At 63.8% G+C, this 26,787-nt stretch carries 26 protein-coding genes; 11 read left to right on the top strand and 15 right to left on the bottom strand.

All coding sequences use genetic code 11. From position 1 onward, the window contains the following. Window positions 1-29: 29 nt before the first annotated feature. The 3 genes from hutH to hutI are packed head-to-tail and all read right to left on the bottom strand — an operon-like array spanning window position 30 to window position 4,516. Complete coding sequence (gene hutH, locus PU634_RS12750) at window positions 30-1,562, bottom strand: histidine ammonia-lyase (protein WP_306761174.1); 1,533 nt, start codon at window positions 1,560-1,562, stop codon at window positions 30-32. A 5-nt stretch (window positions 1,563-1,567) separates the two neighbouring features. Beyond that, window positions 1,568-3,262, bottom strand: coding sequence for a urocanate hydratase (hutU, locus tag PU634_RS12755; RefSeq protein WP_306761175.1), 1,695 nt, complete (start codon window positions 3,260-3,262; stop codon window positions 1,568-1,570). Window positions 3,263-3,310: 48 nt separating this feature from the next. Next, on the bottom strand, window positions 3,311-4,516 hold the full coding sequence (gene hutI, locus PU634_RS12760) for an imidazolonepropionase (protein ID WP_306761176.1): 1,206 nt from the start codon (window positions 4,514-4,516) through the stop codon (window positions 3,311-3,313). 254 nt (window positions 4,517-4,770) lie between these two features. Between hutI and PU634_RS12765 the strand changes: the two genes are divergently transcribed. Beyond that, entirely contained in the window at window positions 4,771-5,307 is a 537-nt protein-coding gene (locus tag PU634_RS12765; protein ID WP_306761177.1) for a YaeQ family protein, read from the top strand. Window positions 5,308-5,395: 88 nt separating this feature from the next. On the opposite strand, the gene hutC is transcribed toward PU634_RS12765, so the two are convergent. Then, entirely contained in the window at window positions 5,396-6,103 is a 708-nt protein-coding gene (gene hutC / locus PU634_RS12770; protein ID WP_306761178.1) for a histidine utilization transcriptional repressor HutC, read from the bottom strand. A gap of 161 nt (window positions 6,104-6,264) precedes the next feature. Here hutC and PU634_RS12775 point away from each other — a divergent pair, with 161 nt between their 5' ends. After that, window positions 6,265-6,738, top strand: a complete 474-nt coding sequence (locus PU634_RS12775) for a MarR family winged helix-turn-helix transcriptional regulator (protein ID WP_306761179.1) — start codon at window positions 6,265-6,267, stop codon at window positions 6,736-6,738. A gap of 14 nt (window positions 6,739-6,752) precedes the next feature. On the opposite strand, the gene PU634_RS12780 is transcribed toward PU634_RS12775, so the two are convergent. After that, on the bottom strand, window positions 6,753-7,331 hold the full coding sequence (locus PU634_RS12780) for a YjaG family protein (protein ID WP_306761180.1): 579 nt from the start codon (window positions 7,329-7,331) through the stop codon (window positions 6,753-6,755). 148 nt (window positions 7,332-7,479) lie between these two features. Between PU634_RS12780 and PU634_RS12785 the strand changes: the two genes are divergently transcribed. Together PU634_RS12785 and PU634_RS12790 are read left to right on the top strand one after the other, a co-directional pair. Next, window positions 7,480-8,424: a D-2-hydroxyacid dehydrogenase gene (locus PU634_RS12785; protein ID WP_306761181.1), complete on the top strand. Its 945-nt coding sequence runs from the start codon at window positions 7,480-7,482 to the stop codon at window positions 8,422-8,424. Beyond that, a complete protein-coding gene (locus PU634_RS12790; RefSeq protein WP_306761182.1) occupies window positions 8,424-8,996 on the top strand; it encodes a uracil-DNA glycosylase family protein in 573 nt (190 codons plus the stop codon). The genes PU634_RS12785 and PU634_RS12790 overlap by 1 nt, the downstream gene beginning before the upstream one ends. 87 nt (window positions 8,997-9,083) lie before the next feature. Here the strand turns inward: PU634_RS12790 and znuB are convergent, their stop codons facing one another. Both znuB and znuC read right to left on the bottom strand, forming a co-directional pair. Further along, on the bottom strand, window positions 9,084-9,872 hold the full coding sequence (gene znuB, locus PU634_RS12795; protein WP_306761183.1) for a zinc ABC transporter permease subunit ZnuB: 789 nt from the start codon (window positions 9,870-9,872) through the stop codon (window positions 9,084-9,086). Then, the gene (gene znuC / locus PU634_RS12800; RefSeq protein ID WP_306761184.1) at window positions 9,862-10,599 is read right to left on the bottom strand and encodes a zinc ABC transporter ATP-binding protein ZnuC; all 738 of its coding nucleotides are present in this window, start codon (window positions 10,597-10,599) and stop codon (window positions 9,862-9,864) included. The genes znuB and znuC overlap by 11 nt, the downstream gene beginning before the upstream one ends. An 88-nt stretch (window positions 10,600-10,687) precedes the next feature. Here znuC and znuA point away from each other — a divergent pair, with 88 nt between their 5' ends. Further along, entirely contained in the window at window positions 10,688-11,659 is a 972-nt protein-coding gene (gene znuA / locus PU634_RS12805; protein WP_306761185.1) for a zinc ABC transporter substrate-binding protein ZnuA, read from the top strand. 191 nt (window positions 11,660-11,850) lie between these two features. Next, window positions 11,851-13,206 (top strand): murein DD-endopeptidase MepM, encoded by a 1,356-nt coding sequence (mepM, locus tag PU634_RS12810; RefSeq protein WP_306761186.1) that lies wholly within the window; start codon window positions 11,851-11,853, stop codon window positions 13,204-13,206. 61 nt (window positions 13,207-13,267) lie between these two features. On the opposite strand, the gene hemE is transcribed toward mepM, so the two are convergent. Further along, window positions 13,268-14,335 (bottom strand): uroporphyrinogen decarboxylase, encoded by a 1,068-nt coding sequence (gene hemE, locus PU634_RS12815; protein WP_306761187.1) that lies wholly within the window; start codon window positions 14,333-14,335, stop codon window positions 13,268-13,270. 176 nt (window positions 14,336-14,511) lie between these two features. Here hemE and rsd point away from each other — a divergent pair, with 176 nt between their 5' ends. Further along, window positions 14,512-14,976, top strand: coding sequence for a sigma D regulator (gene rsd, locus PU634_RS12820; protein ID WP_306761188.1), 465 nt, complete (start codon window positions 14,512-14,514; stop codon window positions 14,974-14,976). 9 nt (window positions 14,977-14,985) lie between these two features. Then, window positions 14,986-15,345 (top strand): PilZ domain-containing protein, encoded by a 360-nt coding sequence (locus PU634_RS12825; protein ID WP_306761189.1) that lies wholly within the window; start codon window positions 14,986-14,988, stop codon window positions 15,343-15,345. 57 nt (window positions 15,346-15,402) lie between these two features. Here PU634_RS12825 and radA read toward each other — a convergent pair whose 3' ends face one another. After that, complete coding sequence (gene radA, locus PU634_RS12830; RefSeq protein ID WP_306761190.1) at window positions 15,403-16,770, bottom strand: DNA repair protein RadA; 1,368 nt, start codon at window positions 16,768-16,770, stop codon at window positions 15,403-15,405. Window positions 16,771-16,841: 71 nt separating this feature from the next. On the opposite strand from radA, the gene PU634_RS12835 reads away from it, so the two are divergent. Further along, window positions 16,842-19,103, top strand: coding sequence for a PilZ domain-containing protein (locus PU634_RS12835; RefSeq protein WP_306761191.1), 2,262 nt, complete (start codon window positions 16,842-16,844; stop codon window positions 19,101-19,103). Here the strand turns inward: PU634_RS12835 and serB are convergent. Then, on the bottom strand, window positions 19,063-20,040 hold the full coding sequence (gene serB / locus PU634_RS12840) for a phosphoserine phosphatase SerB (RefSeq protein ID WP_371319645.1): 978 nt from the start codon (window positions 20,038-20,040) through the stop codon (window positions 19,063-19,065). The genes PU634_RS12835 and serB overlap by 41 nt on opposite strands. 87 nt (window positions 20,041-20,127) lie before the next feature. On the opposite strand from serB, the gene PU634_RS12845 reads away from it, so the two are divergent. Further along, window positions 20,128-20,664, top strand: a complete 537-nt coding sequence (locus PU634_RS12845; RefSeq protein WP_306761193.1) for a hypothetical protein — start codon at window positions 20,128-20,130, stop codon at window positions 20,662-20,664. A gap of 5 nt (window positions 20,665-20,669) precedes the next feature. Here the strand turns inward: PU634_RS12845 and deoD are convergent, their stop codons facing one another. The 5 genes from deoD to prfC form a co-directional block, all read right to left on the bottom strand. After that, the gene (deoD, locus tag PU634_RS12850; protein WP_306761194.1) at window positions 20,670-21,383 is read right to left on the bottom strand and encodes a purine-nucleoside phosphorylase; all 714 of its coding nucleotides are present in this window, start codon (window positions 21,381-21,383) and stop codon (window positions 20,670-20,672) included. A 30-nt stretch (window positions 21,384-21,413) separates the two neighbouring features. Further along, on the bottom strand, window positions 21,414-22,631 hold the full coding sequence (locus PU634_RS12855; protein WP_306761195.1) for a phosphopentomutase: 1,218 nt from the start codon (window positions 22,629-22,631) through the stop codon (window positions 21,414-21,416). A 34-nt stretch (window positions 22,632-22,665) separates the two neighbouring features. Further along, window positions 22,666-23,439: a deoxyribose-phosphate aldolase gene (deoC, locus tag PU634_RS12860; protein ID WP_306761196.1), complete on the bottom strand. Its 774-nt coding sequence runs from the start codon at window positions 23,437-23,439 to the stop codon at window positions 22,666-22,668. Between the two features lie 41 nt (window positions 23,440-23,480). Continuing rightward, window positions 23,481-24,245, bottom strand: coding sequence for a TatD family hydrolase (locus PU634_RS12865; protein ID WP_306761197.1), 765 nt, complete (start codon window positions 24,243-24,245; stop codon window positions 23,481-23,483). A gap of 111 nt (window positions 24,246-24,356) precedes the next feature. Next, on the bottom strand, window positions 24,357-25,946 hold the full coding sequence (gene prfC, locus PU634_RS12870; protein ID WP_306761198.1) for a peptide chain release factor 3: 1,590 nt from the start codon (window positions 25,944-25,946) through the stop codon (window positions 24,357-24,359). A 197-nt stretch (window positions 25,947-26,143) separates the two neighbouring features. Here prfC and PU634_RS12875 point away from each other — a divergent pair, with 197 nt between their 5' ends. Further along, window positions 26,144-26,710 carry a tRNA-uridine aminocarboxypropyltransferase gene (locus tag PU634_RS12875; RefSeq protein WP_306761199.1) on the top strand — a complete coding sequence of 189 codons (567 nt, stop codon included), beginning with the start codon at window positions 26,144-26,146 and terminating at the stop codon, window positions 26,708-26,710. Window positions 26,711-26,787: the final 77 nt, after the last annotated feature.

Raw genomic sequence — 26,787 nt, forward strand, 5'->3', positions numbered from 1 at the left:
TCTGTTCAATTTTTTTGCCACCCTGCCACTCAGTGGCTGGGCAGCAGCCCCGCCGGTACCAGATGGCTGAGTACATTGGCCTTGAGCAGGGCGTTGGCCTGCTCGATATCCGGAGCAAAGAAGCGGTCCTTGTCGTAATAGCTCACTTTTTCCCGCAGGGTCCGGCGCGCCTGTTCCAGCAGCTCGGTGGTCTTCATGCCGCCACGGAAGTCCAGACCCTGACAGGCCGCCAGCCATTCGATGGCCAGCACGCCCCGGGTGTTTTCCACCATGTCCCACAGCCGGCGACCGCCGTTGGGAGCCATGGACACATGGTCTTCCTGGTTGGCGGAGGTGGGCAGCGAGTCCACCGAATGCGGGTGCGCCAGCGCCTTGTTGTCGGAGGCCAGGGCCGCCGCCGACACCTGAGCGATCATAAAGCCGGAGTTGACCCCGCCGTTTTCCACCAGAAAGGGCGGCAGCCCCGACATGTGGGTATCCATCATCAGCGACACCCGGCGCTCGCTCAGGGAGCCGATTTCGGCAATGGCCAGCGCCAGGTTATCGGCGGCCATGGCCACCGGCTCGGCGTGGAAGTTGCCGCCGGAAATCACGTCGTTGTCGTCGGCAAACACCAGCGGGTTGTCGGACACGGCATTGCCTTCAATCAGCAGCACCTCGGCGGCCTGACGCAACTGGGTCAGGCAGGCACCCATCACCTGGGGCTGGCAGCGCAGGGAATAGGGATCCTGCACCTTGGCGCAGTTCACGTGGGAGCGGCTGATCTCGCTGGCCTCGCCCAGCACATGGCGATAGGCGGCGGCGGCATCGATCTGCCCGCGCTGGCCGCGTACGTCGTGAATGCGGGCATCGAACGGCCGGCGGGAGCTGAGGGTCGCTTCCACCGTGAGACCGCCCACGGCAATGGCGCCGGCGAACAGATCTTCCGCCTCAAACAGGCCGCGCAGGGCAAAGGCGGTGGACACCTGAGTGCCGTTGAGCAGCGCCAGGCCTTCCTTGGGGGCCAGCCCCATGGGTTTGAGCCCGGCGATCTCCAGCGCCTGGCCGGCGCTGATGATCTCGCCCTGGTAACGGGCATGGCCTTCGCCCAGCAGCACACAGCTCATGTGCGCCAGGGGTGCCAGATCCCCGGAAGCACCCACGGATCCCTTGCCGGGAATGCAAGGGTAGACCTCATGGTTGACCAGGGCCATCAGGGCTTCCAGTACTTCCAGGCGAATGCCGGAAAAGCCCCGGGCCAGGCCGTTGATCTTGAGCACCATAATCAGCCGCACCAGATCGTCGCTCACCAGCTCACCCAGGCCGGTGGCGTGGGACAGCACCAGGGAACGCTGCAGGGTTTCCAGATCCTCGGGTTTGATCCGTGTGTTGGCCAGCAGGCCAAAGCCGGTGTTGATGCCGTACACGGTGCGGTCTTCCGCCACCATGCGGTTAACACAGTCCACCGAGGCCTGAATGGCGCCGTGGGTGGATGGATCCAGGCTCAGCTTGACCGGCTGTTCATAGGCCTGGCGCATCTCGGCCAGGGTCATTTTTCCGGGGTTGATGGTCAGTGTGTTCATCGTGCTCAGTCCTTGTTGCTCAAGCCGTTAATCATGGGCAGATCCAGGCCCTGTTCGCGGGCACAGTCGATGGCAATATCATAACCGGCATCGGCATGACGCATCACCCCGGTGCCCGGATCGTTGCGCAGCACGCGGCTCAGGCGGGCATCGGCGGCCTCGGTGCCGTCTGCCACTATCACCACGCCCGAGTGCTGGCTGAAGCCCATGCCCACACCACCACCGTGATGCAGAGACACCCAGGTGGCGCCGCCGGCGGTGTTCAGCAGGGCGTTCAGCAGCGGCCAGTCGGAGACCGCATCGGAGCCGTCCTGCATGGCTTCGGTTTCCCGGTTGGGGCTGGCCACCGAGCCGGAGTCCAGATGATCCCGGCCGATGACGATGGGCGCCTTGAGCTCACCGTTTTTGACCATTTCGTTAAAGGCCCGGCCGAGACGGGCACGATCCTTGAGGCCCACCCAGCAGATCCGCGCCGGCAGTCCCTGAAAGCTGATCCGCTCCCGGGCCATGTCGAGCCAGTTGTGAAGGTGCGGATCATCGGGGATCAGCTCCTTCACCTTGGCGTCGGTCTTGTAGATGTCTTCCGGATCCCCGGACAGCGCCACCCAGCGGAACGGGCCTATGCCCTGGCAGAACAGCGGACGAATATAGGCCGGCACGAAACCCGGGAAGTCAAAGGCGTTCTCCACCCCCTTTTCCTTGGCCATCTGGCGAATGTTGTTGCCGTAGTCGGTGGTGGCCGAGCCGCGCTGCTGCAGCGCCAGCATGGCGCGCACCTGAATGGCCATGGACTCCTTGGCGGCATCCACCACCGCGGCTTCGTCCTTCAGGCGCATGTCGGCGGCGTATTCCATGGTCCAGCCCTTGGGCAGGTAGCCGTTCAGCGGATCGTGGGCGCTGGTCTGATCGGTTACCACGTCGGGCACGATGCCGCGCTCCACAATCTCGGGGAAGATATCGGCACAGTTGCCGAGCAGGCCCACGGACACCGCCTCGCCCTTGGCCTTGGCCTCGTCGATGATGCCCAGGGCTTCATCCAGGCTGTAGGCCTTTTTGTCCACATAACGGGTGCGCAGGCGGAAGTCGATACGGGTTTCGTCGCATTCCACCGCAATACAGCTGAAGCCGGCCATGGTGGCGGCCAGAGGCTGAGCACCGCCCATGCCACCCAGACCACCGGTAAGGATCCAGCGGCCCCTGGCGTCGCCGTTGAAGTGCTGCTTGGCCATGGCCACAAAGGTTTCGTAAGTGCCCTGCACAATCCCTTGAGAGCCGATGTAGATCCAGGATCCGGCGGTCATCTGGCCGTACATCATCAAGCCCTTTTTATCGAGCTCGTTAAAGTGCTCCCAGTTGGCCCAGTGGGGCACCAGGTTGGAGTTGGCCAGCAGCACTCTGGGGGCATCGGCGTGGGTCCTGAACACGCCCACCGGCTTGCCGGACTGGATCAGCAGGGTTTCGTCATCCTCCAGCCGGGTCAGCACCTCGGCAATGCGATCGAAGCAGGGCCAGTTGCGGGCGGCACGGCCGATGCCGCCATACACCACCAGATCCTCGGGGCGCTCGGCCACGTCCGGGTGCAGGTTGTTGTGCAGCATGCGGTAGGCGGCCTCGGTGAGCCAGCTCTTGCAGATTTTATTGACGCCGGTGGGCGCCTTGATCACGCGGCTGGGGTCGTGACGGTTGTTGTGCTGAGACATGGAAAATTCCCTCTTCAGTGTCGTAATCAATAGGGTGGTTTCATCAATTCAGAGTGCCTGGCCGGCAAATACCCGCCGGACCAGGGTGGGCAGGCCAACGCTGTAGGCCAGTTCCGCCGGGTTATTCGTGTTCCACAGGCAAAGATCCGCCCGCAGTCCGGGAGCAATGCGTCCGATCTGCTGCTGCAGCCCCAGTGCCCGGGCGCCATGGGCGGTGACCCCGCTCAGGGCTTCCAGCGGTGTGAGCCGGAACAGGGTACAGGCCATGTTCAGCATCAGCCGCAGACTGAAAATGGGGGAAGTACCGGGGTTGGCATCGGTGGCCAGGGCCATGGGCACCCCATGTCGGCGCAGCAGTTCAATGGGCGGCACTTTGGTTTCGCGCAGCATGTAAAAGGCGCCCGGCAGCAGGGTGGCGACGGTGCCGGCCTCGGCCAGGGCCTGAACCCCGGCGTCATCCAGATATTCGATATGATCCACCGACAAGGCCCCGGCCCGGGCGGCGGCGGCGCTGCCGCCGAGATTGGAGAGCTGCTCGGTATGACCCTTGATGGCCAGACCATAAGCCTTGGCGGCGGCATAGACCCGCAGGCACTGCGCTACCGAAAAGCCGATGCCCTCGCAGAACACATCCACCGCATCCGCCAGCCCGTCGGCGGCGGCCGCCGGGATCATGCGGTTGCACACCAGATCGATATAGCCGTCGGCATCGTCCTGGTATTCCGGCGGCAGGGCATGGGCCCCGAGCAGGGTGGTCAGCACCCGCACCGGCCGCTCCCGGCCCAGACGGCGGGCCACCCGCAGCATCTTCAGTTCGTCTTCCACGGTCAGGCCGTAACCGGACTTGATCTCTACCGTGGTCACGCCCTCGGCCATCAGCGCCTCGAGGCGCGGCAGGGCGGCCTGGTACAGCTCGTCTTCACTGGCCGCGCGGGTGGCGCGCACCGTGCTGAGAATGCCGCCGCCGGCACGGGCGATCTCTTCATAGCTTTTGCCTTCGAGCCGGGCCTCGAACTCGCCGGCGCGGCTGCCGCCAAACACCAGATGGGTATGGCAGTCCACCAGTCCCGGGGTCAGCACCCGGCCCTCGGCGTCGATCAGCTCGCCGGCGGCCTGTTCAGCGACCGGCAGCTCGCTCATGGGACAGACACGCGTGATCAGGCCATTGGTGATCGCCACCGCCATGGGCTGGGCGGCGGTGTTCTGGCCGTCAAACAGGGTGACGTTGATCCAGAGGCGATCCGGTTGGGACATGATGGGCTCCTTGCTTGCTGCATTTGTATATACATTTAAAGGAGCAAGGGTGCGACTGGCAAGGAAAATATCAGAATTAGTGGGAATAACGGAGCTTGATCACACAATTATTTTACATATGCAAGGCGTGATGACTGGATTTGTATATACACAAACACCTTTACCGCGCTGCTCCGCTTGCAGGAGAAAAGGGGGCAGGCTGGCCCGGTGCGCCGCTTGCCGTTACTATGTGCACTTTTACACGGAACCCCCGCATGGCCCTTTCCGCCACCCTGCGCAAGGTGCGCATCAATATCAGCGATCTGACCCGCCACTATTACCAGGCTCACAGCCTGACCGTGGCCCAGCATCCGTCCGAAACCGACATTCGCCTGATGGTGCGGCTGCTGGCCTTTATGCGCCACGCCGACGAAGAACTGAGCTTTACCAAGGGACTCAGCACCGACGACGAGCCCGAGCTGTGGCAAAAGGCGCCCGATGGCCGCATTGTGCTGTGGGTGGAGCTGGGTGAGCCCAGCGTCAAGCGCATCAAGCAGGCACTGTCCCGGGCCGAGCGGGTGGTTGTCTACAGCTACGGCGGCCGCAGCGCCGACGAGTGGTGGAGCAAGCACAAGGTGGAGCTGAGCCAGCTGCCCCGGCTGGAGATTTTTCACCTGGCCGATCCCCAACCGGCGCAGCTGGGGGGACTGTGTCAGCGCAGCATGGACTTGTTTGCCACCCTGCAGGATGAGGAAGTGCAGCTCACCGACGGCAGCCACAGCCTGGATCTGCTGCTCACCCGCTGGCGCTAAGACCGGGGGATTGGGGAATAGGGATTAGACGACCAAGGGGGCGTGTGTATTTTTCCGGTCCCCAGTCCCTAATCCCCGCTCCCATCACTTACAACTTCAGTGTTGATCTCAGCTTGTAGCGGTTGCCGGGGTGCCAGAGCCGGGCAAAACTCACCAGCTGATTCAGCGACCAGGTGCGCCGGGTCACCAGCAGGCAGGGTTGCTCGTGAGCAATCTGCAGCCAGTCACTGATATTGACCGGTGCCAGCCGGGCCTCAACAATATGCTCCATGTCCGACAGCGGGCATTGCGCCATCAGGTAGGCGTTGGGGGTCTGGCGGTTAAAATCGCACTGCAGGTAGCCCGGCGCCAGCTGGGGATTGACAAAGCGCTCTTCCACCTGAATGGGCACGCCGTTTTCCAGATGCACCAGCACCGAATGAAACACTTTAGAATTGAGCCGCATCCCCATGTTCAGCGCCACTTCCTCGTTGGCATGGCGGCTGTCGAGCACCAGCACCCGGTTGGCATAGTCATGGCCGCGACCGCGCACCTCATCGGCGATGTTGTTGATGTCGGCCAGGGGCGACTCCGCCTTGGGCTCGGTGACAAAGGTACCCAGCCCGGCCCGGCGCATCAGGTAACCCTCCTGCACCAGATCGCGAATGGCCTTGTGGGCGGTCATGCGGCTCACGCCAAACTGGCCGGCCAGCTCCTGCTCGGGCGGAATTTGCTGGTGCAGCGGGTATTCCCCCGACTCGATACGGGCCAGAATATGCTGTTTAATCTGCTGATAAAGGGGAATCGACTGGGTCACGGTGCCTCCTGCGGTATGGCTCAATTGTACATACAATTACCGGTGGGTCACGGTGCGTCGGCGCAAACCACGATGCGGAACTTTCCAGCCTGCCGGTTTTGCGCTATGGTGCGCGCAATTTCAACGAGCCCCCTTTATCATCAACAGAAAACAGGTAGATTGTGGAAAAACATGAAGAGGTACTGGTGGCCCTGCGCCAGATCATCCGCGCCATCGATCTCCATTCCCGCCAGCTCAGCAAGGCCTCCGGCCTGACCGGGCCCCAGCTGCTGCTGATGCAGGCCATCAGCGAGCATGGCGACATCACCATGCGCAAGCTGGCCCAGGCCACCAACATGAGCCAGGCCACCGCCACCACCATTATCGACCGGCTGGAGCAGAAGCAGCTGGTGCGGCGGGAGCGCAGCCAGACCGACAAGCGCAAGGTGCATGCGGTACTGACCGAGGCCGGCGTGGAAAAGCTGAAAACCGCCCCCCGGCCCTTGCAGGAAAGCTTTATTCAGCGTTTTCAGTCGCTGGAACAATGGGAGCAGAACCTGCTGCTGTCCTCGGTGCAGCGCATCTCATCCATGATGAACGCCCACGATCTGGACGTGGCCCCCCTGTTGCAGGTGGGCAGCCTGCTGCACGAATAACCACGGGGCCGCCCCTATTCCAGACCGATACCGATATTGGAGACGCCGCCCTGGGCGGCGAAGTCCCGCACCGCCAGAATGGTGGCGGCTTCCCGCGGCTGGGACACCCGCTCCAACAGCTCCACCTGAAATTCCATTTCCGCTTCCATCAGTTCGTGTTCGTAAAGCTCCTGCTCTTCCAGCTCCCGCTCCGCCATCAGCTCGGCAAAGCCGGCCACCGTGCCCAGCGAGGCATTGCTGGCTTCCATCGCTTCCTCGCCAATACGGCAGATCACCGAGTTGTAGGCCGCCCCCAGGGCCACGCAGGCGTCCAGCGCCGGCCAGGCACCGTAGGATTCAAATTTGTTCGGATCCGGAATAACATTCTCGAAAGACTCCAGCTCGGCAGAGAGATCCACCCGCGACCCCTTGACCGTCAGGTAGGTCCAGAGCACGTCCAGGCAGTGGCGAAAACGCGCCCCGTCGCCAAAGCCGGCGGTGTCGGCAAACAGCCGGTAGTTGGGGTACATGCGCTCCGCCAGCGCCAGCGCGAACACGGTTTGCTGCCAGGGCGAGAGTTTGTTGAGTTTTTTATAAAATTTATCGCCGAACACGCGAAATTCCTTGTGGTTGGGTTTCCCCCGCGGCCCGATGGCCGTTTGCTCCCGGGCTCACAGTTTGCGGGGGAAACACTGGTATAAGATTTTGCCTGTGTCATTGTCTCACAAAACCGGCGAACACCCCATTTCAAGGAGAACAGGTATGGCCAATCATACCCTGCTGCTGCTCAGCCAGGACAATCATCACTACCGGGATCTGCTGAGCAAGGCCTACCTGCCGGGCCTGACCGTGCTGATGCCCGGCAACGACAACGAAATTCGGGCCGGTCTGGAGCGGGCCGACATTCTGCTGGGCGAGCCCGCCCGCATTCGCCCCTGGCTGAAGGAAGCCCGGCAACTGAAGTGGGTGCAGTCCACCTATGCCGGGGTCGATGTGCTGCTGAGCCCGGGCACCCGCCAGGACTATCTGCTCACCAATGTGCGCGGCATTTTCGGCCCGCTGGTGAGCGAATACGTGTTTGCCCACCTGCTGTCACTCACCCGCCATCTGCGCCACTACCGGGAGCAGCAACGGCACCACAACTGGCAACCCATCGCCTACCAGAGCCTGGCGGGCAAGACCATGCTGGTGCTGGGCACCGGCAGCATTGGCCAGCACGTGGCCGGCACCGCCCGCCACTTTGGCATGCAGGTGCTCGGCATCAGCCGCACCGGCCGTGAAGCCCCCAACTTTGATCGTACCTACCAGCCGCCGGCGCTGAACAAGGTGCTGCCCCAGGCCGACGTGGTGGTGAGTGTTCTGCCCTCCACCCCCGAAACCCGGCGGCTGTTCAACGAGGAGCGGCTCAATCACATCAAGCCCGGCGTGGTGTTCTTTAACGTGGGCCGGGGTGATGCGGTGGATGAGACCGCCCTGCTGCACGCCCTGCGCAGCGGCCGCATTGGCGCCGCCGTGCTCGACGTGTTCGCCACCGAGCCCCTGCCCGAAAGCAGTCCGCTGTGGGACATGCCCAATGTGGTGATCACCCCGCACAACTCCGGCTACAGCTTTCCCGATCAGATAGTGACCCGCTTCAGCCGCAATTACCTCAAGTTTATCGAGGGCAAGACCATGGAAGGGCTGGTAAATTTCGACCTGGGCTACTGATGAAAACCCTGCTCGCCGAGGTGCGCGCCTGCCGGCTGTGCGAGGCTCACCTGCCCCTGGGTCCACGCCCGGTGGTGCAGCTGGGGGAACGCGCGCGCATTCTGATCATCGGTCAGGCACCGGGCACCCGGGTGCATGAAACCGGCATTCCCTGGAACGATGCCAGTGGCGATACCCTGCGCCGCTGGCTGGCGCTCGACCGGACAGTGTTTTACGACCCTGAGCAAGTCGCCATCATGCCCATGGGCTTTTGCTACCCGGGCCGGGGCAAGAGCGGGGATTTGCCGCCCCGCCCGGAATGTGCTCCCGCCTGGCATGCACGCATACTGGCGGCCCTGCCCGACATTCGCCTGACCCTGCTGATCGGCCAGTACGCCCAGCGTTATTACCTGGGCCAGCGTTACCCCACCCTCACCGAAACGGTGCGCCACTGGCGGGAATTCACTCCCGAGCGCCTGCCCCTGCCCCACCCGTCGCCCCGCAACCGTTACTGGCTGACTAAAAACCCCTGGTTCGAGCGAGAAGAGCTGCCGGCACTGCGGGCACGGGTGCATGAGGTGTTGAAAAGCTGAAAGACGGAAGATTGTTACGGGGGTTGCGCAGGAGCCAGCATGCGTTCCCACGCAGGGCGCGGGAACGAGAAAAGTGGCATCAACCGATTATCCCCGCTTGGGCACCAGCTGTGATAGCAGAAACAGGGCAGCGGCGGCCACCACCACGGACGGGCCCGTGGGGGTATCGTAACTCACCGACAGTTGCAGGCCGCCGAGCACCGCCAGCACGCCAATGCCCGAGGCCAGGGCGGCCATCTGCTCAGGAGTGCGGCTGAAGCGGCGGGCGGTAGCGGCGGGAATGATCAGCAGCGAGGTGATGATCAGCGCCCCCACAAACTTCATCGCCACCGCGATCAGCACACTGATCATCAACAGCAGCAACAGCTTGAGCCGCTCCACCGGCACGCCTTCGACCCGGGCCAGCTCTTCACTGACGGTCACGGACAGCAACGGACTCCAGAAGTGTCTCAACAACAGCAGCAGCAGGGCGCCGCCACCATAGATCCAGGCCAGATCCGAGCTCTGAATCGCCAGCAGATCCCCGAACAGGTAGGCCATCAGATCCACACGAATATTGTCCATAAAGGCCAGTGCCACCAGCCCCAGCGACAGCGCGGTATGGGCCAGAATGCCGAGCAGGGTGTCGGTGCTGAGCCGGCTGCCCCGCTGCAAACCGGCCAGCAACACCCCCAGCAGCAGGCAGGCCACCAGCACCGCCAGGGTCAGGTTAATTTGCAGCAGCAGGCCCATGGCCACCCCCAGCAGGGAGGAGTGGGCCAGGGTGTCGCCAAAATAGGCCATGCGCCGCCATACCACAAAGCTGCCCAGGGGGCCGGCCAGCACGGCAATACCCAGCCCCGCCAGCAGGGCGTAAAGCAGAAAACTATCCCACATGGCGCACGTCTCCGTGATGCTCGTCGTCGCAATCATGATGATGGGTATAGACCGCCAGCTGGGCCAGCTCGGGCCGGCCGAACAGACGGGCGAACTCCGGATGGCGGGCCACCTGCTCGGGCTCACCGTGGCAGCACACGTGACGGTTCAGGCAAATCACGCGATGGGTGCTGGCCATCACCAGATGCAGATCGTGGGATACCATGAGCACTCCGCATTGCAGTTCCCCGGCCAGTTGCTGGATCAGCGCATACAGTTCGGTCTGGCCGTGCACGTCCACCCCCTGGGCCGGCTCGTCCAGGATCAACAGTTCGGGCGCCATCATCAGGGCCCGTGCCAGCAGAATACGCTGCATTTCCCCTCCGGAGAGCGCCTGCATGGCCCGCTCGGCCAGCCGCTCGGCGCCCACCCGGGCCAGTGCCTGGGCCACGGTCAGCCGGCGGCCGCGAGACAGGCTGAGAAAGCGTGCCACCGTCAGTGGCAACACCGGATCCAGGTGCAGTTTCTGGGGCACATAGCCCACCCGCAGCCCCGGCTTGCGCCACAGTGTGCCCCGGGAGGCCTGACGCAATTCCAGCACCAGCTTTATAAGCGAACTCTTGCCGGCACCATTGGGCCCCACCACGGTGAGGATCTCGCCGCGGTGCAGGCTCAGGGATATTCGATCCAGAATGACGTTGCCGTCCGCTTCCAGGCCAACCTCGGTCAGCTCTACCAGTTTGGTCATTCGCGATGCGCCTTTACTTCAATATTTGTAATATTATAACATTCTCGTTCACGCGAATTCCATTCACAATCACTCGAGAATGCCTGCCATGAGAGCCCTGCTTTTTCTGACCCTGCTGCTTGCCGGCCAGGCCAGTGCCGTTGAAGTTCTGACCACCGTCAAGCCACTGCAACTGATCGCCAATGCCATCACTCGGGGCGGCGAGCCCGCCGGGCTGCTGCTTAAACCCGGCACATCGCCCCACGACTATGCCCTTAAACCCTCGGATCTGCGCCGTATTCAACAGGCCGATCTGGTGATCTGGGTAGGCCCTGATCTGGAAGGATTCCTCACTCCGCTGCTGGCCAACCGTGGCAACAGCCTGGCGCTGATGCCGCTGTTGCCGTCCGAACAGCAACACCGGGATGAACACGGACACCATGATGAAGATGAACATGGCCACCATGACGATCATCAGGGTGACGAGCCGGCTCATGATAACGGCAAAATCGTAATCGCCCAGCATGAGGCTCATGCTCACGACGAACATGACCATGGTGACCGGGATCCCCACATCTGGCTGGATCCCCACAACGGCCTGGCCATCGCCCGGCTGATCGCCGAGCGCCTGGGAGAGCTGGATCCGGACAATCTTGATCGATATCAACACAACCTGGCGCTGTTTGAGTCAAAGTTGCACGAAACCGATGCCCGTGTAACCGAGCGCCTGGCCCCGGCCAGAGGCAAGGGCTATTTTGTGTTTCACGACGCCTATGGCTACTGGGAAGCCCACTATCAGATCCCCTCGCTGGGTTATTTCACCGTCAACCCCGAGCGGGCCCCGGGGGCACAAACCGTGGCACGCATTCACCAGGCGCTGAAACAGGCCAACGCCGAATGCGTGTTTGCCGAACCCCAGTTCCGTCCCGCCGTGATCAACGCCGTGGTGCGGGATACTCAGGCCCGCGTGGCGGTACTGGATCCTCTGGCCAGCGACATTCAGGACGGCGCCGAAGGCTATTTCGACTTCATGTTCAAGTTGGCCAACGACATGGCCGTTTGTTTGTTGAATGAAAGATGAACACTCGGACACGAATTTTTGTATAATGCCGAACTTTCGTGATGAATGATGCACTAACACCAGTGGCCCGATGTTTTCGGGCCATTTAGTAATAAAAGACGACCAGCTTATTTAATTTGGTTATTAAAACGTCGAACAATAAACGGTCACAATATGCATCGTGTAGTATTCCACTGGCACAGGTAATCCGGATGAATTTTCTCCGCCCGATACAAAGCAGACTGCAAGACATGCCCTCGCCCCTGCCCCGGCGACACCTTTACGGTATTGTCCTGCTCAGCGGCCTGACCCTCTCCACCGCGGCCCTGATGCCCACTCCTGGTGAGCTGACCGACAAGCCGGTGCGCATCAGTATTCCCGCCAGCCTGCATGTGCCCCAGCACCCGCAGGAACAGGAACAGGTCGACAGCACCGAATTTTATACCCTGCCCAACGATGATATCGGCGCCGCCGAGCCGGTGGACGCGCTGGACGAAATCGCCGCCAGCGAGCCGGAATGGCAGGAATACGTGGTGCAGAACGGCGACACCCTGAGCACCATTTTCAACGGTCTGGGCCTGCCTCTGGCCACCATGTACAAGCTGCTGGATGCCGACGAAAACCGGGTGCTCGACGGGCTGCGCCCCGGCCAGACCCTGTATCTGCTGATCGACGAAAACAACCTGCTGCAGGAGTTCAAGATCCAGCGGGACATCATGCGGACCCGCATTTTTACCCGCAACGGCGAGGGTTATGAAAGCCGGCTGAAGACCGAGGAAAGCCACTGGGAAAGCCGCAGCCTCAAGGGCACCATCAATGGCAGCTTCTACCTCAGCGCCCGCAGTGCGGGGCTGTCCGCCGGCCAGATCCAGAAAATCGCCAACCTGTTCCAGTGGCAGCTCAACTTTGCCCGGGATCTGCGCCAGGGCGATACCTTCCGGGTGGTGGTCAAGCGCGAATTCGTGGAAGGCCAGAGCACCGGCAAGGCCGAGCTGCAGGCGGTGGAGATCATCAACAACGGCCGCAGCTACCAGGCGTTCCGCCATGAAGACGGCAACTTCTATGACGATCAGGGCAACAGCATGGAACGCGGCTTTGTGCGCATTCCGCTGAAACACCACTCCCGCATCAGCTCCAACTTCAACCTGCACCGCAAGCATCCGGTCACCGGTCGCATTCGTCCCCACAAGGGCACCGACTTTGCCGTGCCCACCGGCACCCCGGTGCTGGCGCCGGGCGACGGCGTGGTGGTCAAGGCGACCCGCCACCGGCTGGCCGGCAACTACCTGGTGATCCGCCACGGCCGCAAGTACACCACCCGCTTCCTGCACCTGAGCAAGTTCCTGGTGAAGCCGGGTGATAAGGTGCGCCGCGGAGACCGCATCGCGCTGTCGGGCAACACCGGCCGCTCCACCGGCCCGCACCTGCACTACGAGTTTCTGGTCAACAACCGGCCGGTGGATCCCATGCAGGTCAAGCTGCCCATGGCCGAGGGCCTGACCGGCAATGCCCGCAAGCAGTTCCTGGTCAGGGTGCAACAGCTCAAGCAGCAACTCTCCGCCGGCTGAGCCGGCGCCAGGTCATAAAAAAGCGCCATTCGGCGCTTTTTTTGTTCGGTGTGTCCCGTCCTTACTCCGCGTGGTAAGGCCGCGACAGCCGGTGCACCGACTCAATAAAGGCGCCGGCGTGCGCCGGATCCACATCCAGATGAATGCCGTGGCCCAGGTTGAACACATGGCCGGGGCCATGGCCAAAGCCTTCCAGAATGCCGGCCACTTCCTGCTCGATGCGGGGAATGGGCGCATACAGCATGGACGGATCCATGTTGCCCTGCAGCGCCACCCGGTCACCCACCCGGCGTTTGGCGTCGGCGATATTGATGGTCCAGTCCAGGCCCACGGCGTCGCAGCCGGTGGCGGCGATGGCTTCCAGCCACTGGCCGCCGTTCTTGGTGAACAGGGTCACCGGCACGCGGCGGCCGTCGGCCTCGCGGGTCAGCCCGTCGACGATCTTGGCCATGTACTGCAGCGAAAACTCGTTGTAGTCCCGCGGCGTGAGCACGCCGCCCCAGGTGTCGAAGATCATCAGTGACTGGGCGCCCGCCGCCACCTGGGCGTTAAGGTAGCTGGTGACACTGTCGGCCAGCTTGTCGAGCAGGGCGTGCAGGGTCTGCGGCTCGGCATACATCATCTTCTTGATTTTGGTAAAGGCCTTGGAGCTGCCGCCTTCCACCATGTAGGTGGCCAGGGTCCAGGGGCTGCCGGAGAAGCCGATCAGCGGCACCTCGCCCTGCAGCTCGCGGCGAATGGTGCGCACCGCGTTCATCACGTAGCCCAGCTCGTCTTCCGGATCGGGAACGCCGATACGCGCCACGTCGGCGGCGCAGGTGACCGGACGCTCAAAGCGCGGGCCTTCGCCGGTTTCAAAATACAGCCCCAGGCCCATGGCGTCGGGAATGGTCAGAATGTCGGAAAACAGAATGGCCGCGTCCAGCGGAAAGCGACGCAATGGCTGCAGGGTCACTTCGCAGGCCAGCTCGGCATTGCGGCACAGCGACATAAAATCGCCGGCCTGGGCCCGGGTGGCCTTGTATTCCGGCAGGTAGCGGCCGGCCTGACGCATCATCCATACCGGGGTGTAGTCGGTGGGCTGACGCATCAGCGCGCGCAGATAGGTATCATTCTTGAGTGGTTTCATTCCGTCGTTCCGCATCGGGTGGCAAAATTGCCCGCATTGTACCACTACCGCCCGGGAACGCGAAAAAGCCGGACCCGGCCCCGGAATGGTCACGAAATCACCACCGGCTATTGACCACGGCACCGCTTTTCTTTACTTATAGTACTGAGCCCATCAGGCAGCCCACGGAGGGAACCATGCTCGGGAAACTGGAACAGACCAAAGCCAGGCTTGGCGGCATTCACAAGGCACTGGACGCCTTTCTCAATGCCCGCCAGGCCCTGCTCGTTGAATATATTCGCCTTTCCACTCATCACAGCCTTCCCTCACAGGACGAGCTGCACGAATTCTGCGGCCAGCTGGTCGACTATGTCTCCGCCGGCCATTTCGAGATTTACGATCACGTGCTGGCGGCCTACGAGTCATCCCGGGGCAATGCCCGCGTGCTGGCTGAGCGTATTTATCCGCGCATCAAGCGCAATACCGACGAAGCCCTGAACTTTCACGACAAGTACACCCAGGCCGACGACGACACCCTGCTGGAGCTGGATCAGGATCTGAACCGGCTGGGGGAGCTGCTGGAAGAGCGCTTCTCGCTGGAAGACCGGCTGGTGTCGGCCATCGATCTGGTGGACCATCTGGATACCGGCACCCCGGCGTAAGGAGGCCCCATGGCCGAACGCAGAGCCTTTTGCCGCATTGACTTCCGTGCCGATGCCCGGCTGACCGATGCGGCGGGCCGGCAGTGGCCGGCCCGGGTGCGGGATCTGTCCCTGCACGGCGCCCTGCTTGTCGTGAATGACTGGCCGGGGCAGGACGGCGATGCGCTGAGCCTGCGCATTCCTCTCGAAGACGGCAGCGCCATTCGCATGACCGGCCGCCAGCGTCACCACGAAGGTGCCGATGTGGGGCTGGAATGCGCGCACCTCGACCTGGACAGCGCCACCCACCTGCGCCGGCTGGTGGAACTGAATCTGGGCGACGAGCAACTGCTGCAACGGCAGTTTGAGCAGTTGCTGAAGAGCGGCTGAGCGCCCTCCACTGGCGCGGTACAGACAAGGTACCGGGTCAAGCCCGGTACGACGGTATTACAGCGCCGCCAGCGCTTCCTCCAGTTTTTTCACCGGGATCACTTCCATGCCCTCGGGCGCCTGCTTGGGGCGGTTGGCCCAGGGCACAATGGCCCGGGTAAAGCCGTGCTTGGCCGCCTCCATCAGCCGCTCCTGGCCCGAGGGCACCGGCCGGATTTCCCCCGACAGGCCCACCTCTCCGAATACCACCAGCTCCTTGGGCAGGGCCTTGTCGCGAAAGCTCGACACCAGCGCCAGCAGCAGCGCCAGATCGGCGCTGGTATCTTCCACCCGCACGCCGCCCACCACGTTGACGAACACATCCTGATCCGCCATCTGCATACCGCCGTGGCGGTGCAGCACCGCCAGCAGCAGCGCCAGCCGGTTGTGCTCCAGGCCCACGGTCACCCGCCGCGGGTTGGCCAGCTGGGAGTAGTCCACCAGCGCCTGCAGCTCCACCAGCAACGGCCGGGTGCCTTCCCAGATCACCATGACCACGGAGCCGGTGACCTGCTCCTCACCCCGGCTGAGGAAAATGGCAGAAGGGTTGCTCACCTCCTTCATGCCGGTTTCGGTCATGGCGAACACCCCCAGCTCGTTCACCGCGCCAAAGCGGTTCTTGTGGCTGCGCAGGGTACGAAAACGGCTGTCGGCGGCGCCGTCGAGCAGCACCGAGCAGTCGATGCAATGCTCCAGCACCTTGGGCCCGGCCAGGGTGCCGTCCTTGGTGACATGGCCCACCATCAGGATCACCACTCCCTGCAGCTTGGCAAAGCGGGTCAGCTGGGCCGCCGCTTCCCGCACCTGGCTCACCGAGCCCGGCGCCGACTGCACGTCGGCCACGTGCATCACCTGAATGGAGTCGATCACCATCACCGCCGGCTGCTCTTCCCGGGCCACGTGGCAGATTTGTTCGACACTGGTTTCCGACAGCATGCGCAGTTGATCCCGGGGCAGCCCCAGACGCTGGGCGCGCATGGCCACCTGCTGCAGCGACTCTTCACCGGTCACATACAGGGTTTTCATGCGCCCGGCCAGGCCGCACATCACCTGCAGCAGCAGGGTACTCTTGCCCGCCCCCGGGTTGCCGCCGATGAGAATGGCCGAGCCCGGTACCAGGCCACCGCCCAGCACCCGGTCCAGCTCGCGAAAACCGCTGTCGATGCGCGGAATTTCGGTCATGGCGATTTCGTTCAGGGTCTGCACCCTGTTTTCCTGCAGGCCGGCGTAGCCGGAGAAGCGGGCGTTGCGGCTGGACGAGGTGGCCGGTGCCAGCCGGATTTCACTGATGGTGTTCCACTCCTTGCATTCGGAGCACTGCCCCTGCCAGCGGGGAAATTCGGCACCGCATTCACCACATACGAAGGCGGTCTTGGACTTGGCCATGCTGTCTCACTCATTGATTCACAAGCTGTTATACTGGCGCAAGTTTTTCGCTCACTCAAGCTTGCACCGGAATGGACTTCAGCCCCTACAAAGCCCTGCTCAACCGGATGATTCCCCTGAGCTACCAGCAGGACACGGAAACCCTGCTGACCAGTCTGCTGCCCGATGCCGACAGCCAGACCCGCTATCAGCTGCTGGCCGAGCTCAACCGGCTCAAGGCGCCCTGCCTGAGGGTGCTGGACCTGCGCAAGCTGTTTCCCGGGCAGTGCCGGCCCATGCCCCACCGGGGGTTGAACCACATGCTGCCGCCCCGGCTGGAGCAGCGCTTCATGCAGCTGCTGGGCCAGTACAACGGCGAATATACCCGTGGCCTGTATGAAACCCTGCTTGCCGAGCTGGCCGCCATGCGCAAGCAACCGGCCATGCTCAATGCCACCCCCTGGCACCAGCCCTCCTTCGGTACCCGCCGCCAGGAGCCAAGGCTGCAGTTTGTCACCCCGGTGCACCTGCACCTGGACGACGGCGACATTCAGGCCAACAGCCTGGATATTTCCGTCAACGGCCTGATGGCCACCCTACCCTCCAGGCTGACCCTGCCGGAAGAAGTGGCGGTGTCCTTTCCCGAGCTGGCCCAGCAACCGGGCATGGGCGCTCTGGTGGAGCCCAAACGCTACCGGCTGACCGCCGTGCCCCAGGGCGACAAGGGCCGCATTCAGCTGCGCCGCATCGAGCAGAACGGCGCCTGGGATCAGGCCCTGGGGCAGTTTATCGAGCAAAACCAGAGCCGGTACGGCCACGACGCTCAGGACTTGTTCGATACCGCCCGCGCCCAGTGCTGGGGGCAGGCGCTGCTGGAAACCGGCCTCGGCCAGTCGCTGTTCTTCGACGAACAGGGCCGGCTGCAGGAAGTGCTGTGCAACCGCTTTGGCAAAAAGCTGCTGGAGAGCTGGCGCCATGAACGGCCGGGGGATCTGCTGGCCAGCCTGCTGCCTCCGGCCTGCGTCCTCGACATGGCCGCACGCCAGCACGAGCCGGTGTTTCTGTACAGCTTTCGCGTGCAGGGCAAAAAGGAAACCTACTATTTTGCCGCCGAGCAACACCGGCTGGAAAAGGAGAACCTGCTCGGGCAGTTTGTCAGCGAGGGCCAGCGCGCCGGCACCCTGCAGCTGTACCACCTGGGCATTCGTCCGGTGCTGTTTACCGATCAGATCGCCGACAACCTGGATGCCCTGGGGCGGGAGCGGCTGGCACCGCTGAAGTGGCAGCTGTGGCTGACGCCCCTGCCCGCCCCCGAACTGGCCACGCCGCTGCCTGCCAACGCGCGGCCATTACTGCCCTTTCGCGTGCTCCCCGAGCCCAGGCCCATTCGCCTGGTGTCATTGCGCCAGCCCTCCCAGCGCCGGGAAACCCGCTTTCGCTTTGAAACACCGGTGGAACTGCTGCTGGAAGGTGCCACCGTGAACGGGGTGACCGAAGACATCTCGGTCGAGGGCCTGAAACTCACCCTCAACCAGCCGGTGGAGCTCACCTTGCCCGCTCTGGTGCAGCTCAACCTGCCCGAACTGAACAAGCTGGGCCGGGACTGGAACCTGAAGAAATTACCCTACCGGCTGGTAAACCTGAGTGAGGGCGGGCGGGTGCTGCACCTGCACGCCCAGGATCAGGGCAAGGGCCACGCCGCCAGCCGGTTTTTCAGGGCACTGCTGGCCCAGAATCAGGACAAGCTGCGCGCCCGTCCGGAAAGCGTTCAGCAACCGGCCTGGATGATGTGGCTGACCCGCCAGGCCCTGCAGCAGCTGGCCGGGCCGGCCTTTTTACTGGGTCGCAACGACGGCGGCTTTTACGTACAGGGCAGCCTGGCCAGCCCGGTGCGCCAGCGGCTGATGACCCTGCTCACCGACGACAAGGGCCAGGCCCAGCTGGGCCGGCTTATCTCCCGCCAGCTGCTGCAATCCATTGCCACCACGTTGCAACGGCCCAATGGCAAAAGCCATCTGGTGGCAGAAATCTGGCTGGCAGCCGATGCCGCCGGCTCCGGCTCACCACAGCTGCAGCTCAACCCGGATCCCGCCGAGCAACAGCGCCTGCTGGACGGCCAGCGCCGGGTCACCGTGTGCCTGGCGGTGGTCAACCGGCTGCAGTTGCGCCAGCTCGACTTTTATGTACCCGAATGGCATCGGCTGACCGAAGCCTCCCTGTACAAGACCCAGCTGCTGGAGCAAAGCCTGGCCGAGCTGGCGCTGCAGTGCCAGGTGTTCAATATCACCGACCTGGCACAACGGCGTTGCCGGCTCAGCGCGCCTGCAACAGGCCCAGCACCCCTTCCAGGCTGAGCCGGTTCAGGCATACCGGCGCCTGCTCCTGCACCAGTGGCTTGGCATGCAGGGCCACGCCAAGACCGGCCCGGGCCAGCATTTTCAGATCGTTGGCGCCGTCGCCAATGGCCACGGTCTGCGTCAGGGGAATGCCGTGCTCGTGGGCCAGCTCGGTCAGAATGTTGGCCTTGGCATCGGCATCGACGATGGCCCCCAGCACCTCACCGGTGAGTTTGCCGTTTTCAATGCCAAGGGTATTGGCAAACACCGCATCCAGCCCCAGTTGCTGCTGCAGATGACGGGCAAAGGGCACAAAGCCGCCGGAGGCGATGGCCACCTTCCAGCCCATGGCCTTGAGCCCGGCTACCAGCTCGGTGAGGCCCGGCATCAGCGGCATGCGCCCGATCACCTCGTCAATAATGGCGGCATCGGCGCCGGCCAGCGCCCGCACCCGGCGGCGCAGGCTTTCGGAAAACGGCAGGGCCCCTTCCATGGCGGCGCGGGTCACCGCGGCCACTTCCTCGCCCACGCCGGCCAGCGCGGCGATCTCGTCGATGCATTCAATCTGAATGGCGGTGGAGTCCATGTCCATCAGCACCAGGCCGGGCGAGCCGGCGTCGGGCAGTGCCGGCACACAGGCCAGATCCCAGTTGGTGGCCACCTGCTGCAGCGCCGTTTTCAATTCCGGCGACCAGGCAGACAACCGCAGGCTGGCCAGCTCCCGTCCGGCCACCACGTCAACGGCACTCAGCTCGACACGCACACCGGCGTCATCCAGCACTTGCAGGCTGCGGGCCAGGGCCTGTTTGCTCAGGCGCTCCGCCAGCAGCACCAGCCGCCCCTGCACCTCGGGCAAGCGCCCGGCTTCCCATACTCCCTCACGCCACCGGCATGCTTGCTGTGCCAGCGCCTCTTTCCATTCCACCACCCGCTCGGGCAGCTCATTGAGCAACAGTGCCACTTTTGTTCCCTTTACTACGACAAACCGGCGCTCAGGGTAGCGTATTGCTTTTTAAGCAGGCAAGAGACAATATTGGCCGCCATGGGAAACCTTCACTCACACCGCGGGCGTCTGCCCTGGCTGTGGCTGCTGGCGCTGCTGCTGACCCTGCTGGCGGCGCGCCAGTGGCTGAGCCTGAACGAGCTGGGCCAGCGCTGGCAGCGGCTGCCTCACCATACCTCGGCCTCGGCGCTGGCGGATTTTGCCGAATTTCAGGCGCTGCGCGCGCTTTCGGCGGAAGACCGGGAGGCACAGCAACTGCTGGTCACCGAGCTGAGCCACTCGCCGCTGGTGCTGTCGGCCCGACTGTACGACGCCGGCGGCGCCCTGCTGGCCGACAGCGGCAATCCGGCCTCTGCACCGGGCCGGGCCTATGTGCGGCCGCTGCTCGATGCGGAGCGCGTGGCCGGCTTTCTGCAACTGGAGCTGGCGGAATCGGCGCTGACCGGCGAGCAGCGCCGGCTGTGGCGGCACCTTCACCGGCAACTGGGCTGGCTGCTGCCGCTGACGGGCACCGCCGGGGCCCTGCTGGCCTGGGCGCTGTTACGGTGGCGCCGGCGGACCAGGCTTGCCGGTTAACCCGCTCAGCCGCCGAGCAGCACCGACTCCAGCGCCACTTCCATCATTTGATCAAAGCCGGTCTGGCGTTCGTCGGCACTGAGCCGTTCCCCCCGCAGTATGTGATCCGACACCGTGCACATGGTCAGGGCCCGGGCGCCATATTCGGCGGCCACGCCATAAAGCCCGGCGGCTTCCATTTCCACCCCCACCACCCCATAACGCCTGAGCAGTTCAAACAGCTCGCTCTGGGGGGTGTAGAACAGATCCGCCGAGAACAGGTTGCCCACCTTTACCGGCACGTCGAGCGAGCTGGCCGCGGCCACTGCGTTTTGAGTCAGCCCGAAGTCGGCGATGGCCGCCAGATCGTGGCCCATAAAGCGGGTACGGTTGACCCTGGACTCGGTGCTGGCACCGAGGCCGATCACCAGATCCATCAGCCTGACGTCGTCACGCACCGCGCCGCAGGAGCCCACCCGGATCAGGGTGTTCACGCCAAACTCGGTGATCAGCTCCTTGGCGTAGATCGACACCGACGGTATGCCCATGCCGTGCCCCATCACCGACACCGGCCGGCCCTTGTAGCTGCCGGTAAAGCCCAGCATGTTGCGCACCGCGTTGACCTGGCGCACGTTGGAGAGAAAGGTGTCGGCGATGTACTGGGCCCGCAGCGGATCGCCGGGCATCAGTATGGTGTCGGCAAAGTCGCCGCGTTCCGCCTTGATATGAGGTGTTGCCATGGTTGTTGTTCCCCTTGGTGAAAGTGAAGCTCAGAGAAACGAGCGGCCAAAATCCATCGGACTGGTACCAAAGTAATCCGCCAGGCTCTGGCCGATATCGGCAAAGGTGTCCCGCCGCCCCAGGGAGCCGGGCACCAGACCGGCACCGGTGGCCAGCACCGGAATGTGCTCACGGGTGTGCTCGGTGCCGGGCCAGGTGGGATCGCAACCGTGATCCGCGGTGAGGATCAGCAGATCCTCCGGTTTCAGCAGGCTCAGCAGCTCGGGCAAACGACGGTCAAAGGCCTCGAGCGCGGCGGCGTAGCCCGCCACGTTGCGGCGGTGGCCGTAACTTGAGTCGAACTCGACGAAGTTGGTCATGACAAGGGTATTGTCGCCGGCCGCCTGCAACGCGCTCAGGGTAGCGTCAAACAAGGCATCGTGGCCGCTGGCCTTGAGCGTGCGGGTAATGCCGCAGTGGGCGTAGATGTCGGCGATCTTGCCGATGGCCACCACCTCGCCGTTCAGCTCGTCCACCAGCTTTTGCAGCACGGTGGGGGCCGGCGGTGCAATGCTGTAATCCCGCCGGTTACCGGTGCGCACAAAGTCGGCGGCGGTCTCGCCCACAAAGGGCCGGGCGATCACCCGGCCGATGTTCCAGGGCATCAGCAGCTCCCGGGCGGTCTCGCACAGGGCGTACAACCGCTCCAGACCAAAATGCTGCTCGTGGCAGGCGACCTGAAACACCGAGTCCGCCGAGGTATAGCAAATCGGCTTGCCGGTGCGCAGGTGTTCCTCACCCAGGTGCTCCAGTATGGTGGTGCCCGAAGCATGGCAGTTGCCGAGTATGCCCGGCAGTCCGCTTCGCTCGACCAGTTCATCGATCAATGCCGGCGGAAAGCTGTTCTGAGTATCGGTGAAATAGCCCCAGTCAAACAGCACCGGCACCCCGGCGATCTCCCAGTGGCCGGACGGAGTGTCCTTGCCGGACGATAATTCCCGGGCATGGCCGTAGCTGCCGCTCACATCCGCGGGCAGAGTCACCCCTTCGGCCGGACTGCCCGTGCTGTCGGCATGGGCGTGAAACAGCCCCAGCCGGGCCAGGTTGGGCAGGTGCAGCGGCCCCTGACGACCGACGTCGGCCCGCCCCTGAGCACAGGCGGCGGCGATATGGCCCAGGGTATCCGCCCCGGCGTCGCCAAATCGCGCCGCATCGGAGGTGGCACCGATGCCGAAGGAGTCGAGAACCAGTACGATGGCGCGTTTCATGGTGTCTTCCTCTGGCCCTTGGGCCGAATGAACGTCAGTAAGCGGAAGGGCCGCCGTCATGGGTCGTTAACTGCAGGGGATGCAGCAGTTCGGTGAGCAGCCCGGAAGCACCAAAGCGAAAGTGTGCCGGGGTGATCCACGCCGGCCCCATGATGCCGGCGGCCAGCCGCAGGTAGTCCGCCGCCTGAGCCAGGGTACGCACGCCGCCGGCCGCCTTGAAGCCCACCGGCCGGCCACTGTGTTTAATCACTTCCAGCATGATGCCGGCCGCCTCCAGGGTGGCATTCACCGCCACCTTGCCGGTGGAGGTCTTGATAAAGTCGGCGCCGCCCTCAATGGCCAGCTCGCTGGCCCGCCTTATCAGCGCCGGCGTGCCCAGCTCGCCGCTTTCGATGATCACCTTGAGAGTGCGCGCACCGCCGGCCGCCCTGCAGGCGCGTACCAGTGCCAGACCGGTGTGCTCGTCGCCGGCCAGCAGCGCCCGCCAGGGAAACACCACATCCACCTCATCGGCGCCGGCGGCGATGGCAGCCTGTGTTTCCCGCTCGGCCCGCGCGATATCGCTGCCGCCATCGGGAAAGTTGGTGACCGTGGCCACTCGCACCCTGCCGGCCACGCCCAGCTCCGCCAGGGTGGCGCGCGCCAGCGGCACAAATGCTGAGTGAATGCACACCGCCGCCGGGGTACCGGCCGGGGTCACCGCCTGATGACACAGGGCGACAATATCGGCCTCGGTATCGTGCTCATTCAGGCGGGTCAGATCCATCAGGCTCAGGGCCTGGCGGGCCAGCTGTTGCGGTGCGGTCATGCTTGCTCTCCTGTGACTGACTCCAGTGTACGGAAAACCCGCTACCAGGCAAACAGCCGGTCGGCGTTGGCTTCGAGCTCTGTCGCCAGCGCGGCAAGGGGCTCGGTACGAATGTCGGCCAGGGCCTGCAACACCAGTGGCAAGCGCGCGGGGTGGTTGGGCTGGCCCTGAAAGCCGCACAGGGGCATATCGGGGGCGTCGGTTTCCAGTACCAGCGCCTCCAGAGGCATGGCGGCGACGGTGTTGCGGGTCTTCTGGGCCCGCTCATAGGTGATGGTGCCGCCAACGCCTAAGTGAATGCCCAGCTTCCAGAAACCTTGCGCCTGTTGCAGCGAGCCGGCAAAGCCGTGCACCACCCCACCCACCGGGGTAAAACGGCGCAGCCACTTCAGCAGCGAATCGTGGGCCTTGTGGCTGTGCAGGATCACCGGCAAGCCGCGTTCACAGGCCAGCCTGAGCTGAAACACCAGAGCGGCTTCCTGCTCGGCTAGGGGAACGCTGCAGGCCATGTCCAGCCCGGCTTCGCCGATGGCCACACAGGCCGGACCGGCCCGGTCCAGCGCCGCTACCAGCCGCTGCTGCCACTGCTCCGAGGCCGAGCCGACCCACCAGGGATGCAGGCCAAGGGCATAACGCACCCCCTCAAGCTCGGAGCACAGGCCCGGCAGCCCGGGCCATTGGGCCTCTTCCACGCCCGGAATGACCAGCCGGCGCACCCCCACCGCCTGCGCCCGAAGCCAGTGAGCTTGCCGGTCATCGGCAAAGGCGTCGAAGTCGAAATGGCAGTGAGTGTCGGTAAGCAGCACGGGCAACCCCGGAAAATGACGATGTACTGACTTCAGGGTATCAGAAAGCCGGGCAAGAAAATGCCGGGGCAAGCCCGGCATCGGTATGGTACGGGGACACGGGCAACCGCTTCAGTGCTCCCGGGTCTTGCTGAACTGAATGTCCGGGTAGCGCTCCTGGGTCAGGTTCAGGTTGACCATGGTAGGCGCGATATAGGTGAGGTTGTCGCCGCCGTCGAGGGCCAGGTTGGCGGATACCTTGCGCTGGAACTCATCCAGCTTTTTGGCGTCCTTGCTGTACACCCAGCGGGCGGTGGACACGTTGACCGACTCGTACAGAGCATCCACGTTGTATTCCGCCTTGAGCCGGGCCACCACCACATCGAACTGCAGCACACCCACGGCACCCACGATCAGATCGTTGTTGTCGAGCGGGCGAAACACCTGCACCGCCCCCTCTTCCGACAGTTGCACCAGCCCCTTGAGCAGTTGCTTCTGCTTGAGCGGATCGCGCAGGCGAATGCGGCGGAACAGCTCGGGGGCAAAGTTGGGAATGCCGGTAAACTTGAGATCTTCGCCCTGAGTGAAGGTGTCACCAATCTGAATGGTGCCGTGATTGTGCAGGCCGATAATGTCGCCGGCAAAGGCTTCCTCGGCCCGCTCCCGGTCGCCGGCCATAAAGGTCACGGCGTCGGAGATGCTCACCGTCTTGCCGATGCGCACGTGCTTCATTTTCATGCCCTGGGTGTACTGGCCCGAGACGATGCGCATAAAGGCGATACGGTCCCGGTGACGGGGATCCATGTTGGCCTGGATCTTGAACACGAAGCCGGAGAACTTGTCGTCGGCGGCGGTCACTTCCCGCTCCTGGGTCTGGCGCGGCTGGGGCGCAGGGGCCCATTCGGTGAGGCCGTCGAGCATGTGATCCACGCCAAAGTTGCCCAGGGCGGTACCGAAAAACACCGGAGTCAGCTCACCGGACAGGAACAGCTCTTGGTCAAACTCGTGGGACGCGCCCATCACCAGCTCCAACTCTTCCCGCAGCTGCTCGGCCAGGCCGTCGCCCACCGCCTCGTCCAGCTCCGGGTTGTCCAGGCCCTTGATGATGCGCACCTGCTGAATGGTGTGGCCCTGGCCGGACTGATACAGAATGGTTTCGTCCCGGTGCAGGTGATACACCCCCTTGAACAGCTTGCCGCTGCCAATGGGCCAGGTGATGGGCGCACACATGATGTTGAGCTCGGTTTCCACCTCATCGAGCAGCTCCATGGGATCGCGAATGTCCCGGTCGAGCTTGTTCATGAAGGTGACGATGGGCGTGTCGCGCAACCGGGTCACTTCCATCAGCTTGCGGGTGCGGTCTTCCACGCCCTTGGCTGCGTCGATCACCATCAGGCAGGAGTCCACCGCGGTCAGGGTGCGGTAGGTGTCTTCCGAGAAATCTTCGTGCCCCGGGGTGTCGAGCAGGTTCACCAGGCGGTCGTTGTAGGGAAACTGCATCACCGAGGTGGTGACCGAAATGCCCCGTTCCTTTTCCATTTCCATCCAGTCGGACTTGGCGTGCTGGCCCGAGCCCCGGCCCTTGACGGTGCCGGCGGTCTGAATGGCCTGGCCGTGCAGCAGCACCTTTTCGGTGATGGTGGTCTTACCGGCGTCCGGGTGAGAGATAATGGCAAAGGTACGGCGCTTGGCAATTTCCTGCGCTATGGTGCTGTTTGACATGAATACTATCTTCTGGGTTGACACGGACTCGGGGCTGCCGGCGATGCGCCTGAAAACATGAAATCCGCTGGGTTGAACTGAACTGGGAGTATTTTCACCTATTCGGCGGCGCTTCACAATCGATCTGACGCCCGCCCCGGCTTTCCCGCCGCTGCCAGCGCCGCTAAACTGGGCCGTTTTCTGCCAGGAGTCTGTTCATGTCCCGCGCCACCTGCCCCCGCTGCCGGCTGCCGGCACGCACCTGCCTGTGCGCCCACGTTCACCCTCAGGCCTGTCCGTTGCCGGTGATCATATTGCAGCATCCGCTGGAAGCCAGGCACGCCAAAAGCACTGTGCCCCTGCTGCAGCTGGCGCTGCCGGAGCTGCAACGGGTGGTGGCCGAGCACATGACGCCCCCACCACCTTTGCCACGGGGGCGATGGTGGCTGCTCTACCCCAACGATAAGGCGGCAGACATCGATAGCACGGCACCGGCCCACCTCGATATCGGCGGTCTCATTGTGCTCGACGGCACCTGGCGCAAGACCCGGCGGCTGCATCACCTCAACCCCTGGCTCAACGACCTGCCCGCCCTCAGCTTCAGCCAGGCTCCGGCAAGCCGCTACACCATGCGCAAGGGGCCCGGCGGTCAGGCGCTGTCCACCCTGGAAAGCCTGGCTCATGTACTGGACCGGCTCAGTCCCGGTTTTGACCCGGCCCCCCTGCATCACTTGCTGGCCCACCGGGTGGCCCAGTTTCACGCCGGCGGCCGGGATGAAACATGAAGCGGCGCCCCGCTGTACACAAGATGCCTGCAACATCGTGCGCCACTTTGCATCCGTGTACGGTTGCAGCCGTAACC

The sequence above is a fragment of the Oceanimonas pelagia genome (assembly GCF_030849025.1).
GTDB classification, from domain to species: Bacteria; Pseudomonadota; Gammaproteobacteria; order Enterobacterales; family Aeromonadaceae; genus Oceanimonas; species Oceanimonas pelagia.

Excerpts from the sequence above, each read along its gene's own strand:
- hutH (WP_306761174.1), bottom strand. The coding sequence starts at position 1,562 with ATGAACACACTGACCATCAACCCCGGAAAAATGACCCTGGCCGAGATG.
- hutU (WP_306761175.1), bottom strand. The coding sequence starts at position 3,262 with ATGTCTCAGCACAACAACCGTCACGACCCCAGCCGCGTGATCAAGGCG.
- hutI (WP_306761176.1), bottom strand. The coding sequence starts at position 4,516 with ATGTCCCAACCGGATCGCCTCTGGATCAACGTCACCCTGTTTGACGGC.
- PU634_RS12765 (WP_306761177.1), top strand. The coding sequence starts at position 4,771 with ATGGCCCTTTCCGCCACCCTGCGCAAGGTGCGCATCAATATCAGCGAT.
- PU634_RS12785 (WP_306761181.1), top strand. The coding sequence starts at position 7,480 with ATGGCCAATCATACCCTGCTGCTGCTCAGCCAGGACAATCATCACTAC.
- PU634_RS12790 (WP_306761182.1), top strand. The coding sequence starts at position 8,424 with ATGAAAACCCTGCTCGCCGAGGTGCGCGCCTGCCGGCTGTGCGAGGCT.
- znuB (WP_306761183.1), bottom strand. The coding sequence starts at position 9,872 with ATGTGGGATAGTTTTCTGCTTTACGCCCTGCTGGCGGGGCTGGGTATT.
- znuC (WP_306761184.1), bottom strand. The coding sequence starts at position 10,599 with ATGACCAAACTGGTAGAGCTGACCGAGGTTGGCCTGGAAGCGGACGGC.
- znuA (WP_306761185.1), top strand. The coding sequence starts at position 10,688 with ATGAGAGCCCTGCTTTTTCTGACCCTGCTGCTTGCCGGCCAGGCCAGT.
- mepM (WP_306761186.1), top strand. The coding sequence starts at position 11,851 with ATGAATTTTCTCCGCCCGATACAAAGCAGACTGCAAGACATGCCCTCG.
- hemE (WP_306761187.1), bottom strand. The coding sequence starts at position 14,335 with ATGAAACCACTCAAGAATGATACCTATCTGCGCGCGCTGATGCGTCAG.
- rsd (WP_306761188.1), top strand. The coding sequence starts at position 14,512 with ATGCTCGGGAAACTGGAACAGACCAAAGCCAGGCTTGGCGGCATTCAC.
- PU634_RS12825 (WP_306761189.1), top strand. The coding sequence starts at position 14,986 with ATGGCCGAACGCAGAGCCTTTTGCCGCATTGACTTCCGTGCCGATGCC.
- radA (WP_306761190.1), bottom strand. The coding sequence starts at position 16,770 with ATGGCCAAGTCCAAGACCGCCTTCGTATGTGGTGAATGCGGTGCCGAA.
- PU634_RS12835 (WP_306761191.1), top strand. The coding sequence starts at position 16,842 with ATGGACTTCAGCCCCTACAAAGCCCTGCTCAACCGGATGATTCCCCTG.
- PU634_RS12845 (WP_306761193.1), top strand. The coding sequence starts at position 20,128 with ATGGGAAACCTTCACTCACACCGCGGGCGTCTGCCCTGGCTGTGGCTG.
- deoD (WP_306761194.1), bottom strand. The coding sequence starts at position 21,383 with ATGGCAACACCTCATATCAAGGCGGAACGCGGCGACTTTGCCGACACC.
- PU634_RS12855 (WP_306761195.1), bottom strand. The coding sequence starts at position 22,631 with ATGAAACGCGCCATCGTACTGGTTCTCGACTCCTTCGGCATCGGTGCC.
- deoC (WP_306761196.1), bottom strand. The coding sequence starts at position 23,439 with ATGACCGCACCGCAACAGCTGGCCCGCCAGGCCCTGAGCCTGATGGAT.
- prfC (WP_306761198.1), bottom strand. The coding sequence starts at position 25,946 with ATGTCAAACAGCACCATAGCGCAGGAAATTGCCAAGCGCCGTACCTTT.
- PU634_RS12875 (WP_306761199.1), top strand. The coding sequence starts at position 26,144 with ATGTCCCGCGCCACCTGCCCCCGCTGCCGGCTGCCGGCACGCACCTGC.